The organism is Salmonella sp. SJTUF15591, from assembly GCF_043356435.1.
In the GTDB taxonomy this organism is placed as follows: domain Bacteria; phylum Pseudomonadota; class Gammaproteobacteria; order Enterobacterales; family Enterobacteriaceae; genus Salmonella; species Salmonella enterica.
Window position 1 is genome coordinate 596,137 of sequence record NZ_JBEUJO010000002.1, and the last position, 15,723, is coordinate 611,859.

The window sequence follows — 15,723 nt, forward strand, 5'->3', positions numbered from 1 at the left end:
TGACGATCGGGGCTGTATATTTTACTTTACGCTGTGAATGCGCAGGTCAGCGCGAGTTACGCATCACCGCCGAAACGACGGCGACCGGTAGAGTCATCACGACGCGGACCACGGCTTTCACGACGTTCGCCGCTGAAGCGACGACCATCACCACGACCACCTTCACGACGTTCGCCGCTGAAATTACGACCGCCTTCACGACGTTCGCCACTGAAGCTACGACCACCGCCGCGACGTTCGCCGCCCGCGTGCGGAACCGCATCACCCAACAGCTGCATATTCATCGGCTTGTTCAGAATGCGGGTACGCGTGAAGTGCTGCAACACTTCGCCCGGCATACCTTTCGGCAGCTCGATGGTGGAGTGAGACGCGAACAGCTTAATGTTACCAATGTAACGGCTGCTGATGTCGCCTTCGTTAGCGATAGCGCCCACGATATGACGAACTTCAACGCCGTCATCACGGCCCACTTCAATGCGGTATAACTGCATATCGCCAACGTCACGACGTTCACGACGCGGACGTTCTTCACGGTCGCCACGCGGGCCACGGTCATTACGATCGCGCGGACCACGGTCGTCACGGTCACGGAATTCACGCTTAGGACGCATCGGCGCATCCGGCGGCAGGATCAGCGGACGCTCGCCCTGCGCCATTTTCAGCAGTGCGGCGGCCAGCGTTTCGAGATCCAGCTCTTCGCCTTCAGCAGACGGCTGGATTTTCGCCAGCAGCGCACGGTACTGATCCAGATCGCTGCTTTCCAGTTGCTGCTGAACTTTCGCGGCGAATTTTTCCAGACGGCGTTTACCCAGCAGTTCTGCGTTCGGCAGTTCCACTTCCGGAATGGTCAGCTTCATGGTGCGTTCGATGTTGCGCAGCAGACGACGCTCGCGGTTCTCAACGAACAGCAGCGCGCGACCGGCGCGACCCGCACGGCCGGTACGACCGATACGGTGAACGTAGGACTCGGAATCCATCGGGATATCGTAGTTCACCACCAGGCTGATACGTTCAACGTCCAGACCACGTGCCGCAACGTCGGTAGCGATCAGGATGTCCAGACGACCATCTTTCAGGCGTTCCAGAGTCTGCTCACGCAGCGCCTGGTTCATATCGCCATTCAACGCGGCGCTGTTGTAGCCGCTACGTTCCAGCGCTTCTGCTACTTCCAGGGTCGCGTTTTTGGTACGCACGAAGATAATCGCCGCATCAAAGTCTTCCGCTTCCAGGAAACGCACCAGCGCTTCGTTTTTACGCATACCCCAGACAGTCCAATAGCTCTGGCTGATGTCAGGACGGGTAGTCACGCTGGACTGAATGCGCACTTCCTGCGGCTCTTTCATAAAGCGGCGGGTAATGCGACGAATCGCTTCCGGCATGGTGGCGGAGAACAGAGCGGTCTGATGACCTTCCGGGATCTGCGCCATAATAGTTTCAACGTCTTCGATGAAGCCCATACGCAGCATTTCGTCGGCTTCATCCAGCACCAGACCACTCAGTTTAGAGAGGTCGAGGGTGCCGCGTTTTAAGTGATCAAGCAGACGTCCCGGCGTACCGACAACGATCTGCGGCCCCTGACGCAGGGCGCGTAACTGCACGTCATAACGCTGACCGCCGTACAGGGCAACCACGTTTACGCCGCGCATGTGTTTAGAGAAATCCGTCATGGCTTCGGCAACCTGTACCGCCAGTTCGCGGGTTGGCGCCAGCACCAGAATCTGAGGTGCCTTCAGCTCAGGATCAAGATTGTTGAGCAGCGGTAAAGAGAACGCTGCGGTTTTGCCGCTACCGGTCTGGGCCATGCCCAGCACGTCGCGACCGCCCAGCAGATGCGGAATGCACTCTGCCTGGATTGGAGATGGTTTTTCGTAACCCAGATCGGTAAGGGCTTCAAGGATAGGAGCCTTCAGCCCCAGATCTGCAAAAGTGGTTTCGAATTCAGCCATGTAGTACGTGTGCCTCAAAATTAATGGCGGCCAGTCTACATAACTCATCATGAAATTGATCTGCAATTTTCATTGAAAAGTGTGAACCGGCTCAAAGTAGGTGTATTAACGAACAACAACGCCCTCACCCGCGAAGGTGATGGCAATCAAAAAGATTACGGGCTGATATGTTCGTCAGCTATTGCTGGTCCGATTCTGCCAGGTCATCTTGGTCCTGGCCCAGGAGCGATAATTCCAACAATGCGTATCGGTGCTCAACAAAGTTATGAACGTTGTTGGCCACCGCCAGTTTGAACAGAGCCGTGGCGCTGTCCAAATCCCCCAGACTTAGGTAATACTTACCTAAATAGAAGTTGGTTTCACTGAGATGCTCAGCGAGCGAGGTGTTATCCGTTGCATCCGCCTTGAGCCTTTCCATCAGCGTTGCTTCGCTAATGTCGCCCAGGTAGAACTCGACAATGTTCCATCCCCATTGCTCTTTATCCGATTTTTCGAAGCGTGCTTTTAACGCTTCTTTCGCCTGCTTCTCATTAAGCTTCTGCTCAACAAGATACAGCCACAGGCTGCGGTAAGGATCATTGGGATCGTCTTGATAAAACGCCAGCAGATCATCTTGCGCTAACTTATCACGGCCGCCGTAATACAATGCGATACCGCGGTTTAAGTGCGCGTAGTTGTAAGTTGGATCAAGCTCTAGTACAGAATCAAACGCTTCATAGGCAGCATCAAAATTGCCTGCCTGCGTTAAATAAATGCCTAAGTAATTGAATACTTCAGGCATATCCGGTCTGATTGCCAGCGCTTGTGAAAAATCATTTCGCGCTAATGCCCTCAAACCAAGACTATCATACAACACTCCGCGCTCATATAAAAGCTGTGCGCGTTCGTCATCGGTTAAAGCCCGACTGGCAAGAATCTGTTCCATACGCGCCAGAATCACTTCCTGCTGTAAAGTCGGTTGCAATGGTACTGCGAGGACTTCACTTTTACGCCAGGCGGAATTACTGCATCCTGCAAGCGTAAGTGCTGTCGCAACGAAACACCAGCGCAAAAAAGGCTTCATTTCCCACTCCCGAAGACAACGATTGAATGAACGTCCTGTTCCCCGGTGGCTCAACAAGGCGTCCAGCCAGGTCTAAAGCCCTCCGCACTGCGGAGGGCAAAAGGCTACCTTACTCGCCCTGTTCGCTCGCCGGAGCTTCCGGCGCAGCCGCAGGTTGAGACTGCTCGGTTGCTTCTTTAATGCTCAGACGTACACGGCCCTGGCGGTCAACTTCCAGAACCTTAACCGGGACTTCCTGACCCATCTGCAGATAATCGGTCACTTTCTCTACACGCTTATCCGCGATTTGAGAGATGTGAACCAGACCTTCTTTACCGCCGCCGATGGCAACAAACGCGCCAAAGTCAACGATACGGGTCACTTTACCATTGTAGATACGGCCGACTTCGATCTCTGCGGTGATCTCTTCGATACGACGGATAGCGTATTTCGCTTTTTCACCGTCGGTCGCCGCGATCTTCACAGTACCGTCATCTTCAATTTCGATGGTGGTGCCGGTCTCTTCAGTCAGCGCGCGGATCACAGAACCGCCTTTACCGATCACGTCTTTGATCTTGTCCGTGCTGATCTTGATGGTATGGATACGCGGCGCAAATTCAGAGATATCGCCGCGCGGCGCGTTGATCGCCTGCTCCATCACGCCCAGGATGTGCAGACGCGCACCTTTAGCCTGGTTCAACGCAACCTGCATGATCTCTTTGGTGATACCTTCAATTTTGATATCCATCTGCAGCGCAGAGATACCGTCGCGGGAACCCGCCACTTTGAAGTCCATATCGCCCAGGTGATCTTCGTCGCCCAGAATGTCAGACAGTACAACGTAGTTGTCGCCTTCTTTCACCAGACCCATAGCGATACCTGCTACGGCGGCTTTAATTGGCACGCCAGCGTCCATCAGCGCCAGAGAAGCGCCGCACACGGAAGCCATAGAGGAAGAACCGTTGGATTCGGTGATTTCAGACACCACGCGAACGGTGTACGGGAATTTATCCATGTCCGGCATCACTGCCAGCACGCCGCGCTTCGCCAGACGACCGTGACCAATTTCACGACGCTTCGGAGAACCGACCATGCCGGTTTCGCCTACGGAGTACGGAGGGAAGTTGTAGTGGAACAGGAAGCTGTCAGTGCGCTCGCCCATCAGTTCATCAAGCACCTGCGCGTCACGGGCAGTACCCAGAGTCGCGGTAACCAGCGCCTGCGTTTCACCACGGGTAAACAGAGCGGAACCGTGAGTACGCGGCAGCACGCCAGTGCGCACGTCCAGACCACGGATCATGTCTTTTTCACGGCCATCAATACGCGGCTCGCCTGCCAGTACGCGGCTACGCACCACGTTTTTCTCAATAGCGTGCAGGATTTCGCCCAGCTCGTTAGCATCCAGAGTTTCATCTTCTGCAATAAGCTGCTCGATGGTTTCGGATTTGATTACGTCAACCTGAGCATAGCGCTCTTGTTTATCGGTAATGCGGTACGCGTCGCTCAGACGAGATTCAGCAAGCGCAGCAACACGCGCGTTCAACGCGTCGTTGACGGCTTCCGGCTGCCAGTCCCAACGCGGTTTACCGGCTTCTTTCACCAGATCGTTGATCGCCTGGATAACAACCTGCTGCTGCTCGTGACCGAATACCACCGCGCCCAGCATAGTGTCTTCGCTCAGCAGTTCAGCTTCGGATTCCACCATCAGCACAGCCGCTTCGGTACCGGCAACCACCAGGTCCAGCTTGCTTTCTTTCAGCTCGTCCTGGGTCGGGTTCAGCACGTACTGGTCATTGATGTAACCTACGCGCGCCGCGCCGATTGGGCCGTTGAACGGAATGCCGGACAGCGACAGCGCAGCGGATGCGCCGATCATGGCAACGATGTCTGGGTTAACCTGCGGGTTAACGGAAACGACGGTCGCGATAACCTGCACTTCGTTAACGAAGCCTTCCGGGAACAGCGGACGAACCGGGCGGTCAATCAGACGCGCAATCAGGGTTTCGCCTTCGCTTGGACGGCCTTCACGACGGAAGAAGCTGCCCGGGATACGACCAGCAGCGTAGGTACGCTCCTGATAGTTAACGGTCAGTGGGAAGAAGTCCTGGCCTGGCTTGGCTTTTTTCTGGCCGACAACGGTAACGAATACGGCGGTGTCATCCATGCTTACCATAACAGCGGCAGTGGCCTGACGCGCCATCATGCCAGTTTCCAGCGTAACGGTATGCTGACCGTACTGGAATTTACGAACGATCGGATTAAGCAAAATAATATCCTTTCCAATTTTTGACGGCATAATACGCGCCGTCGTTAATACCCGATCTTCTGCGCATCCTCGCGACTAATGACAACCCTAACCCTGATATGGGTAAAGCCTCTCATTAGCCGCGCGAACCTCTGCAACGGAAGATCATTCATAGCAACAATACATTAGTTTCCAGCGAATTGCTGCCATCTGCTGGAAAAAAGGGGCCATGAAGGCCCCCTCTTTCTGAAACTCGAAAGAATTAGCGACGCAGACCCAGACGCTCAATCAGCGCGGTGTAGCGTGCAACATCTTTACGTTTCAGGTAGTCGAGCAGTTTACGACGCTGAGAAACCATACGCAGCAGACCACGACGGCTGTGGTGATCTTTTTTATGCTCTGCAAAGTGACCCTGCAGGTGGTTAATCTGTGCAGTCAACAGAGCAACCTGAACATCGGTAGAACCAGTGTCGTTTGCGTCACGACCGAACTCAGAAACGATTTTAGCTGTAGCTTCAGTACTTAGAGACATTTTAAAACTCCAAAGTATTTAAGAATGAGAGGACGCCGATCTCTAATTCAGCGATCCCAGTGTACGCCGCGTAAACTGTTAAATAATTTACGCGACGTTAAGCGGCGGTATTCTACTCGCAGCGCTCTCTTATCGCAAGACGAAGCGACATTACGCTGGGTACTCTACTACCAGCCGACGAGGCGCGACACGGCCTTCGTCGTCAATTTCGCCCATACCGATAAATTTATCGTCTTCACCTTCCGTCACACGGACCAGTCCCTCCAACGGCGAGCCCGTGGTACGAACCGGGTTGCCATTTTTGAAGTATACCGAAGATGTTAACGGCAGATTAACAACAGGATAGTCCGAAGCTGGACTGTCCATTGGCATCAATAATGGATCGAGCAACTGCGCCGCCGGAACGCCCTGCTGTTCCGCCTGTGCTACCAGCGTCTGCAAATGCTCCAGCGTCACCATACGATCCACCGGATACTTGCTGACCGTCAGACGACGCAGGTACGTTACGTGCGCGCCACAGCCCAGTTTCTCACCTAAATCATCAATAATGGTACGAATATAGGTGCCTTTGGAGCAGTGAACTTCCAGCTCCAGCTCGTTACCTTCATGGCGAATAAACAGCAGCTCATAGACAGTAATCGGGCGGGCTTCGCGCGGCACTTCGATACCCTGGCGGGCATATTCGTACAGCTTCTTGCCCTGATACTTCAGCGCCGAATACATCGAGGGAATCTGTTCGATATCCCCACGAAAGGTCTCCAGCGCGCTCGCAAGCTGCTCAGCGCTGAAAGTCACCGGACGCTCCTGCACGATTTGACCATCGGCGTCAGAGGTATCCGTGCGCTGCCCCAGACGGGCAATAACACGATAGCGTTTGTCAGAATCCAGCAGGTACTGCGAAAATTTTGTCGCTTCGCCGAGGCAAATCGGCAACATGCCGGTCGCCAGCGGGTCCAGCGCGCCGGTATGCCCGGCGCGGTTAGCATTGTAGATGCGCTTAACTTTCTGCAGCACGTCATTGCTGGACATACCCTGCGGCTTATCCAGCAGCAGAACGCCGTGAATGTCGCGGCCACGACGACGAGGACGACTCATCAGTCCTCCTTGCTGTCGTCCGGGTTCACACGACGTTCTTCGTCATGTTTCACCACGTTAGTCACCAGGTTGGACATACGCATCCCTTCCACCAGCGAGTTGTCGTAGAAGAAGGTCAGTTCCGGTACGATGCGCAGACGCATCGCTTTACCCAGCAAGCTGCGGATGAAACCAGACGCTTCCTGCAGGGCCTTAATGCCGTTTTTCACAGCCGCTTCGTCCTGATCGTTGAGGAACGTCACGAATACTTTGGCGTATGCCAGATCGCGGGACATTTCAACACCCGATACGGTGGTCATCATACCTACACGTGGATCTTTGATTTCGCGTTGCAGGATGAGCGCGATCTCTTTCTGCATCTCTTGCGCTACGCGCTGAGGGCGACCAAATTCTTTCGCCATAATAAATTCTCCAGAATAAAGACAAAAAAGGGGCCATAAGCCCCTTTTTAAATTTCTTGCCGGGTGGCGCTTCGCTTACCCGGCCTACGCCTAATCATCTTCTAAGGATTTTGGATTGCAACAAGGCGGCAAGCTCGTAAATCCCCGGGAGCATAGATAACTATGTGACCGGGGTGAGCGAGCGCAGCCAACGCCGTTGCGGCCCAAAAGACGACGAAGATTAAGCGATGGTACGTTGGATCTCGATAATCTCGAATACTTCGATCATATCGCCAACGCGAACGTCGTTGTAGTTCTTCACGCCGATACCACATTCCATGCCGTTACGGACTTCGTTAACGTCATCTTTGAAGCGGCGCAGGGATTCCAGCTCGCCTTCATAGATAACCACGTTGTCACGCAGAACGCGGATTGGGTTATGGCGTTTAATCGTACCTTCGGTAACCATACAGCCCGCGATCGCGCCGAATTTCGGCGATTTGAACACATCGCGCACTTCAGCCAGACCGATGATCTGCTGTTTCAGTTCCGGAGACAGCATACCGCTCATCGCCGCTTTCACTTCGTCGATCAGGTTATAGATGACGGAGTAGTAACGCAGATCCAGGCTTTCAGATTCGATCACTTTACGCGCAGAGGCATCGGCACGAACGTTGAAGCCCACCAGAATGGCGTTGGACGCCGCAGCCAGGGTCGCGTCGGTTTCGGTGATACCACCTACGCCAGAACCGATGATCTTCACTTTCACTTCGTCGGTAGACAGTTTCAGCAAGGAGTCGGAGATCGCTTCCACAGAACCCTGTACGTCGGCCTTCAGCACGATGTTCACTTCGTGAACTTCGCCTTCGGTCATGTTGGCGAACATGTTCTCGAGTTTAGATTTCTGCTGACGAGCCAGTTTAACTTCACGGAATTTACCCTGACGATACAGAGCAACTTCACGCGCTTTCTTCTCGTCGCGAACCACGGTCACTTCGTCACCCGCAGCCGGAACGCCGGACAGGCCGAGGATTTCCACCGGAATGGACGGACCCGCTTCCAGCACTTCCTGACCCAGTTCGTTACGCATCGCACGCACGCGGCCGTATTCGAAGCCACACAGCACGATATCGCCCTTATGCAGCGTACCTTCACGAACCAGCACGGTAGCCACCGGACCACGACCTTTATCCAGGAAGGATTCGATCACCGCACCGCTCGCCATACCTTTACGTACCGCTTTCAGTTCCAGAACTTCGGCCTGCAGCAGGATAGCGTCCAGCAGTTCATCGATACCGGTGCCCGCTTTCGCAGACACGTGAACGAACTGGCTCTCGCCGCCCCACTCTTCCGGCAGAATGCCGTACTGGGACAGTTCGTTCTTAACGCGATCCGGATCGGCTTCCGGCTTATCGATTTTGTTCACCGCAACCACGACCGGCACACCTGCCGCTTTCGCGTGCTGGATAGCTTCGATAGTCTGCGGCATCACGCCATCGTCTGCCGCTACCACCAGAACCACAATATCCGTTGCCTGCGCACCACGAGCACGCATCGAGGTAAACGCGGCGTGACCCGGGGTGTCCAGGAAGGTGATCATCCCGTTGTCAGTTTCAACGTGGTAAGCACCGATGTGCTGGGTAATGCCGCCCGCTTCGCCAGAGGCCACTTTCGTGGAACGAATGTAGTCCAGCAGAGAGGTTTTACCGTGGTCAACGTGACCCATGATGGTCACAACCGGGGCGCGCGGTTCAGCCGCAGCGCCGGTATCACGGTCGCTCATTACCGCTTCTTCCAGTTCGTTTTCACGACGCAGGATAACTTTGTGGCCCATCTCTTCGGCAACCAGCTGTGCGGTTTCCTGGTCGATGACCTGGTTGATGGTGGCCATGGCGCCCAGCTTCATCATCGCTTTGATGACCTGAGAACCTTTCACCGCCATCTTGTTCGCCAGTTCGCCAACGGTGATGGTTTCACCGATCACCACGTCGCGGTTAACGGCCTGAGCGGGCTTCTGGAAGCCTTGCTGTAAAGAAGATCCTTTACGCTTGCCGCCTTTACCGCCGCGAACCGCAGCACGCGCTTCTTCGCGATCGGCTTTGGATTCGGCATGTTTGCCTTTTTTCGCCGGACGCGCCGCTTTTGCATTACGGCCACGACCACGACCGCCTTCTACTTCACGATCGTTTTCGTCTTCGGCCTGGCGCGCGTGCTGAGAAGTGGTGACATGATAGTCACTGGTGTCTTCTACTGGCTCAGGCGTTGCGGTCCATTTGTTTTCTTCCGCCATGCGGCGAGCTTCTTCTGCTACACGACGCGCTTCTTCTTCGAGTTTGCGACGTGCTTCTTCTTCCGCTTTACGCTTCAGCTCAGCAGCTTCATTCTCACGGCGGGCTTTTTCGGCCTGGGCGGTTTTGGTCATATCGTCAGTCTGTTGATTGCTCACTTTGTCTTTTTCCGCAGCTTCACGTTTCGCTTTTTCAGCGGCTTCACGCTTAGCTTGTTCTGCGGCCTCGCGTTCAGCTTTTTGTTGCGCCTCGCGTTTGGCCTGTTCTTCTGCCTCACGACGGGCTTGCTCTTCCGCTTCACGCTGCGCCTGCTCTTCCGCGGCCAGGCGTTCAGCCTCTTGCGGATCGCGTTTCACAAAGGTGCGCTTCTTGCGGACTTCGATTTGTACCGATTTACTTTTTCCACCGGTACCAGGAATATTCAGGGTGCTGCGCGTTTTACGCTGCAGCGTCAGTTTATCGGGACCAGAAACCGCTTCGCGGTTCAGGTGCGCCAGTAAAGTCTGTTTTTCTTGTGCGGACACAGAGTCGTCAGCAGATTTCCGGATACCTGCATCAGCAAACTGCTGTACCAGGCGATCCACGGAAACCTGTCTCTCTGCGGCCAGCGCTTTTAGGGTTACATCTGTCATGCTGTTCCTTCCTGCTACAGTTTATTACGCTTCGTCGCCGAACCAGCAAATATTACGGGCAGCCATAATCAGCTCACCGGCTTTTTCGTCGGTCAACCCTTCGATATCAGCCAGATCATCAATGCCCTGGTCGGCGAGATCTTCCAGCGTACAAACACCACGAGCCGCCAGTTTGAAAGCCATATCGCGATCTAATCCTTCCAGATTCAGCAGATCGTCAGCCGGTTTGTTATCACCGAGGCTTGCTTCCTGGTCCTGCGCCAGAGTGGCCAGTGCGTTTTTAGCACGCTCGCGCAGTGCTTCAACGGTCGGCTCATCAAGGCCGTCAATTTCCAGCAGTTCTTTCATTGGCACATAGGCCAGTTCTTCGAGCGTGGAGAAACCTTCTTCTACCAGAACGGTCGCGAACTCTTCATCAATATCAAGATATTTAGTAAAGATCTCGATAGCGGCATGTGCTTCAGCCTGATGTTTAGCCTGCAAGTCATCAACGGTCATTACGTTGAGTTCCCAGCCGCTCAATTGCGAAGCCAGGCGGACGTTCTGACCATTACGTCCGATCGCCTGCGCCAGATTACCGGCTTCAACGGCGATATCCATGGTATGTTTATCTTCGTCCACCACGATAGACGCGACGTCTGCCGGTGCCATCGCATTAATGACGAACTGCGCCGGGTTATCATCCCACAGCACGATATCGATACGCTCACCGCCCAGTTCGGTAGAAACCGCCTGAACGCGCGCGCCGCGCATCCCCACGCAAGCGCCGACCGGATCGATACGTTTATCGTTGGTTTTCACTGCGATTTTCGCACGAGAACCCGGATCGCGAGCCGCCGCTTTAATTTCAATCACTTCTTCGCCGATTTCCGGCACTTCGATGCGGAACAGTTCGATCAGCATTTCCGGCTTGGAACGGGTGACGAACAGCTGCGCGCCACGCGCTTCCGGGCGAACAGCATACAGCACGCCGCGAATACGGTCGCCAGGGCGGAAGTTTTCGCGCGGCAGCATATCTTCACGCAGAATCACCGCTTCAGCGTTACCGGCCATCCCTTCGGATTTAATTTCCAGAGAGATATTGTCGCGGTTCACTTTCTTCACCACGCCAGTGACGATTTCGCCTTCCTGGTCGCGGAACTGATCGACAACCATCGCCCGTTCAGCTTCACGGACCTTCTGTACGATAACCTGTTTCGCAGTCTGCGTGGTGATACGGTCAAAGGTGACAGATTCAATCTGATCTTCAACATAGTCGCCGACACTCAGGCTTTCGTCTTCAAAACGCGCCGCTTCCAGCGTAATTTCCTTCGTCGGCATGGTCACTTCTTCAACGATCAACCAACGGCGGAAAGTATCAAAATCACCGCTTTTACGATCGATTTCTACACGAACATCGATCTCCTGCTCATATTTTTTCTTTGTTGCTGTCGCCAGCGCACTTTCCAGCGCTTCAAAAATTTTTTCGCGTGGCAGCGCTTTTTCGTTGGAGACGGCTTCAACAACAGCCAAAATTTCTTTGTTCATCGCGGGCTTTTCACCTCATCCAGACTGTTAAAAGTGGGGAACCAGGTTCGCCTTCTGGATATTACTCAGCGCGAACACTTCATCTTTGCCTTCGACTGTGACGGTAATCATTTCACCGTCCACCGCTTTGATAATGCCCTGCCACTTGCGACGGTTCTGTACCGCCATGCGAAGAACCAGCGCAACTTCTTCACCCTGGAAACGCGCATAATGATCGGCAGTGAACATAGGACGGTCGAGACCCGGTGACGAGACTTCAAGGTTGTAAGCCACGGAGATAGGATCTTCAACGTCCAGCACCGCGCTTACCTGGTGGCTCACATCAGCACAATCATCAACATTGATGCCATCTTCACTATCAATATAGATGCGCAGTGTGGATGTGCGACCGCGAATAAATTCGATGCCGACCAGCTCGTAGCCTAAGGCTTCAACTGGCGCTGTAATCATCTCTGTTAATTTTTGCTCTAATGTGGACAAGCCCACCCCCAAGACATAAAAAAAGGGCCTAAAGCCCAGTTATTCTGTAGTCAGATAACAAAAAACCCCGATAAATCGGGGCTTTAGATAACTGAACCCTATAACCGCAACGGCGGTCTGGTGTACCTTCCGAAAGAATTTTTTTCAAATCCAGCTACGAAGGACATAATCTTCACAGTATATTTGAAAAAGAACTCTAAGGGAAAGTGGTTGCGGGGGCCGGATTTGAACCGACGACCTTCGGGTTATGAGCCCGACGAGCTACCAGGCTGCTCCACCCCGCGCCTGAAACGTGGCAAATTCTACTCGTTTTGGGTAAAAAATGCAAATACTGCTGGGATTTGGTACCGAGGACGGGACGTAAAATCTGCGCACAGTATAGTGACCAGGCATGAGTTATGTCAACCCTATTCCCAATATGCAGATGAATGAATACCACTCTTCGTTATACTCATCCCACCTCTCCGGCTTATACATGCATTTCACAACGTTATTTCAGTAAACCTTCACTAAACGCTTCCTGTCTCTGCTAAAAGATGATTAAATGAAAACTCATTTATTTTGCATAAAAATGCACTAAAGCAGAAACCGATCTCATTATCAGTCAATCAAGCAGGGTTCTATTCTATGACGACGATTCTTAAGCATCTTCCAGCAGGTCAACGTATTGGTATCGCTTTTTCCGGCGGTCTGGACACCAGCGCCGCGCTGCTGTGGATGCGACAAAAAGGAGCTGTCCCATATGCTTATACTGCGAATCTGGGACAACCGGATGAGGATGACTATGACGCCATTCCTCGTCGCGCAATGGAGTATGGCGCAGAGAATGCTCGCCTGATTGATTGCCGCAAGCAGTTGGTTGCAGAAGGGATCGCAGCGATTCAGTGCGGCGCTTTCCATAATACGACTGGCGGACTGACCTATTTCAATACCACGCCGCTGGGCCGTGCCGTGACCGGCACGATGCTGGTCGCCGCGATGAAAGAAGACGGCGTGAATATCTGGGGCGACGGCAGCACCTATAAAGGCAACGATATTGAACGTTTCTATCGTTACGGCCTGCTGACGAATGCTGAATTACAGATTTACAAACCGTGGCTGGATACCGACTTTATCGATGAGCTGGGTGGTCGCCATGAGATGTCTGAATTTATGATTGCCTGCGGTTTCGACTATAAGATGTCAGTCGAAAAAGCCTACTCCACCGACTCCAACATGTTGGGCGCCACGCATGAAGCGAAAGATCTGGAGTTTCTTAACTCCAGCGTCAAGATCGTCAACCCGATTATGGGCGTGAAGTTCTGGGACGAGAGCGTGAAGATCCCGGCAGAAGAGGTGACCGTCCGCTTCGAGCAGGGTCACCCTGTTGCCCTGAACGGTAAAACCTTCAGCGATGATGTTGAGATGATGCTGGAAGCAAACCGCATCGGCGGCCGTCACGGCCTGGGTATGAGCGACCAAATTGAAAACCGCATCATTGAAGCAAAAAGCCGCGGTATTTATGAAGCCCCCGGAATGGCGCTGCTGCACATCGCTTACGAGCGTCTGTTGACCGGTATTCACAACGAAGACACCATTGAGCAATATCACTCTCATGGTCGTCAGTTGGGCAAACTGCTGTATCAGGGCCGCTGGTTCGACTCGCAGGCGCTGATGCTGCGTGACGGCCTGCAACGTTGGGTCGCCAGCCAGATTACCGGTGAAGTGACGCTGGAACTGCGTCGCGGCAACGACTACTCCATCCTGAACACCGTGTCAGACAACCTGACCTATAAGCCAGAACGTTTGACCATGGAAAAAGGCGATTCCGTGTTCTCACCGGACGATCGTATCGGTCAGCTGACCATGCGTAATCTGGACATTACCGATACCCGCGAGAAACTGTTCGGCTACGCGAAAGCCGGTCTGTTAACCGCCTCTTCCGCGACCGGTCTGCCGCAGGTTGAGAATCTGGAAAACAAAGGCAAATAAGCCCGCGTCGTTGATGCAACAGGCCGCGAAAGCGGCCTTTTTTGTGGAACATCACCCCAGGTTGATGCAAATGGCTGATTTGCCGGTTAATCTAACTGGACAACGTTTCGCACCCTGTCAAAGCATTGTGCAGCCATGTCTTTTTCAGTCATCATTATATAGTCAATGCCCCCGCCAAAATCCGGCCCAGCGACAGCCAGTAATGCTGTTGTAGAATGAATTTCTTCATCCCAGCTAAAAAGCTGTCGCCACCTTGTATCATTTTGATTCAGTTCATCTTCCACACTACGTTGGAGAGGAATTGTCCACCCTCCCAGAAGATCGCCGGAATAGCAGGCATCAACTCGATACGGGTTGTCCTGTTCGTAATCACTTAACGCGTCATACCATGATTCATACGCTTTCTGCTGCGTAACGCTTAACCCCTCGCAGACTGACGGAACACTGATAACGGAAAGAGGTTCCAGGCACTCAACCTGTGTACACAATTGCCATGGTTCACGAAATTCAATCTTATTGTAAAAAGCCAGCAAGTCATCTGGCACAGCTAGCGTGCTTAATGTATCTACCTCAACATCGTGCCAGAAAACAAAGGGCTGCCGATCTTCCCAGGTAACATCGACAAAGAAGCTCAATAACCCCCGCCTGGGAAGCAGTGGATCAAACCCCGGGAGTAACGCCAGGTCACTCAAATTTAGTTGGGCAACAAAAGCAAGCGGAAAATCAACCAACTGATTCTCTATGCGGATGTCAATTTCGGTTAATAACCGTTGCTGCACCAACCGACACCTCTCCTCGTCAAAATCTTCCGCTGGCTGCCCAAGCAGCTTACGCCCTTCATTAAGCAGTTCATAACTCATTTTCATTTCATGAACAAACATGGCATTTCGCGTTTTTTCAGCTTTCAGCTTTAGCACGCGAGATGTGGCATTAACCGATTTTTTTCGTATAGGCCAGTTTTGTCCTAATGGCCAGTCGGGTAGACCGCCCAACCGCGATGCCCCCACCTTTACTGTTTCCATATCCCGCAGACAACGTTTAAATGCAATAGCAGCACGTGCCTGTTGCACGACTTTCTCCTGAATAGCAGAGCTCAAATTGGATGTGCGCAATTCGGCAATCAATCCAGCACGATCGAAAAATAAACTCATTAATCTCTTCCTTAGATATTCGGCTCAGTGCAAAGGAAGATTAGATAAAACTACTTGAGCAAAAGATATGGAGGGGGATAACAGATACAAGCATTTCAGATTATAGCTGAGCAACTACCGTCTTCAATGAACGGAGATGATCTCGTAATCGGTGGAGTGAACCTGACGCAGGGAGATCACCAGAGAGGACATACATGAGTATGTATGGAGGGCTATCTCAACGTATTGACGGGGCCATGCCAGGGACGCGTGTAAGCGTGCTTCAACCTCCTCTCTGAGAGCAGTTTCAACAGACGAAAAAAAAGACGCTTTTCAGCGTCTTTCTTTCGGAATATTGGTACCGAGGACGGGACTTGAACCCGTAAGCCCTATTGGGCACTACCACCTCAAGGTAGCGTGTCTACCAATTCCACCACCTCGGCACGGATACTGCT

The 15,723-nt window shown here is 53.1% G+C and carries 12 protein-coding genes and 2 tRNA genes; 1 reads left to right on the forward strand and 13 read right to left on the reverse strand.

Annotation, left to right across the window (positions count from 1 at the left end; translation table 11 throughout):
* Positions 1 to 56 precede the first annotated feature (56 nt).
* The 11 genes from deaD to ABVM99_RS07185 all read right to left on the reverse strand — a co-directional run bounded on the left by deaD (position 57) and on the right by ABVM99_RS07185 (position 12,451).
* A complete protein-coding gene (deaD, locus tag ABVM99_RS07135) occupies positions 57 to 1,946 on the reverse strand; it encodes an ATP-dependent RNA helicase DeaD (RefSeq protein WP_000807248.1) in 1,890 nt (629 codons plus the stop codon).
* Entirely contained in the window at positions 1,939 to 2,019 is an 81-nt protein-coding gene (gene yrbN / locus ABVM99_RS07140) for a protein YrbN (RefSeq protein WP_010723222.1), read from the reverse strand. The genes deaD and yrbN overlap by 8 nt, the downstream gene beginning before the upstream one ends.
* Positions 2,020 to 2,124: 105 nt before the next feature.
* Positions 2,125 to 3,009: a lipoprotein NlpI gene (gene nlpI / locus ABVM99_RS07145; RefSeq protein ID WP_000802069.1), complete on the reverse strand. Its 885-nt coding sequence runs from the start codon at positions 3,007 to 3,009 to the stop codon at positions 2,125 to 2,127.
* Positions 3,010 to 3,118: 109 nt separating this feature from the next.
* Positions 3,119 to 5,254 (reverse strand): polyribonucleotide nucleotidyltransferase, encoded by a 2,136-nt coding sequence (pnp, locus tag ABVM99_RS07150; RefSeq protein ID WP_023195670.1) that lies wholly within the window; start codon positions 5,252 to 5,254, stop codon positions 3,119 to 3,121.
* 241 nt (positions 5,255 to 5,495) lie between these two features.
* A complete protein-coding gene (rpsO, locus tag ABVM99_RS07155) occupies positions 5,496 to 5,765 on the reverse strand; it encodes a 30S ribosomal protein S15 (protein WP_000059465.1) in 270 nt (89 codons plus the stop codon).
* 150 nt (positions 5,766 to 5,915) lie between these two features.
* Positions 5,916 to 6,860, reverse strand: a complete 945-nt coding sequence (gene truB / locus ABVM99_RS07160) for a tRNA pseudouridine(55) synthase TruB (protein ID WP_023195669.1) — start codon at positions 6,858 to 6,860, stop codon at positions 5,916 to 5,918.
* Complete coding sequence (rbfA, locus tag ABVM99_RS07165) at positions 6,860 to 7,261, reverse strand: 30S ribosome-binding factor RbfA (protein ID WP_001040208.1); 402 nt, start codon at positions 7,259 to 7,261, stop codon at positions 6,860 to 6,862. Before rbfA ends, truB begins: the two co-directional genes overlap by 1 nt.
* A gap of 220 nt (positions 7,262 to 7,481) precedes the next feature.
* Entirely contained in the window at positions 7,482 to 10,160 is a 2,679-nt protein-coding gene (gene infB / locus ABVM99_RS07170) for a translation initiation factor IF-2 (protein ID WP_000133064.1), read from the reverse strand.
* Positions 10,161 to 10,184: 24 nt separating this feature from the next.
* The gene (gene nusA / locus ABVM99_RS07175) at positions 10,185 to 11,687 is read right to left on the reverse strand and encodes a transcription termination factor NusA (protein WP_023195692.1); all 1,503 of its coding nucleotides are present in this window, start codon (positions 11,685 to 11,687) and stop codon (positions 10,185 to 10,187) included.
* A 27-nt stretch (positions 11,688 to 11,714) separates the two neighbouring features.
* Positions 11,715 to 12,167, reverse strand: coding sequence for a ribosome maturation factor RimP (gene rimP, locus ABVM99_RS07180; RefSeq protein ID WP_000105461.1), 453 nt, complete (start codon positions 12,165 to 12,167; stop codon positions 11,715 to 11,717).
* 207 nt (positions 12,168 to 12,374) lie between these two features.
* A tRNA-Met gene (locus ABVM99_RS07185) sits at positions 12,375 to 12,451 on the reverse strand.
* A 343-nt stretch (positions 12,452 to 12,794) separates the two neighbouring features.
* Between ABVM99_RS07185 and argG the strand changes: the two genes are divergently transcribed.
* Positions 12,795 to 14,138 (forward strand): argininosuccinate synthase, encoded by a 1,344-nt coding sequence (gene argG, locus ABVM99_RS07190; RefSeq protein ID WP_000207648.1) that lies wholly within the window; start codon positions 12,795 to 12,797, stop codon positions 14,136 to 14,138.
* 86 nt (positions 14,139 to 14,224) lie between these two features.
* Here argG and ABVM99_RS07195 read toward each other — a convergent pair whose 3' ends face one another.
* Entirely contained in the window at positions 14,225 to 15,289 is a 1,065-nt protein-coding gene (locus tag ABVM99_RS07195) for a YwqG family protein (RefSeq protein WP_023195693.1), read from the reverse strand.
* Between the two features lie 335 nt (positions 15,290 to 15,624).
* A tRNA-Leu gene (locus ABVM99_RS07200) sits at positions 15,625 to 15,711 on the reverse strand.
* Positions 15,712 to 15,723 lie beyond the last annotated feature (12 nt).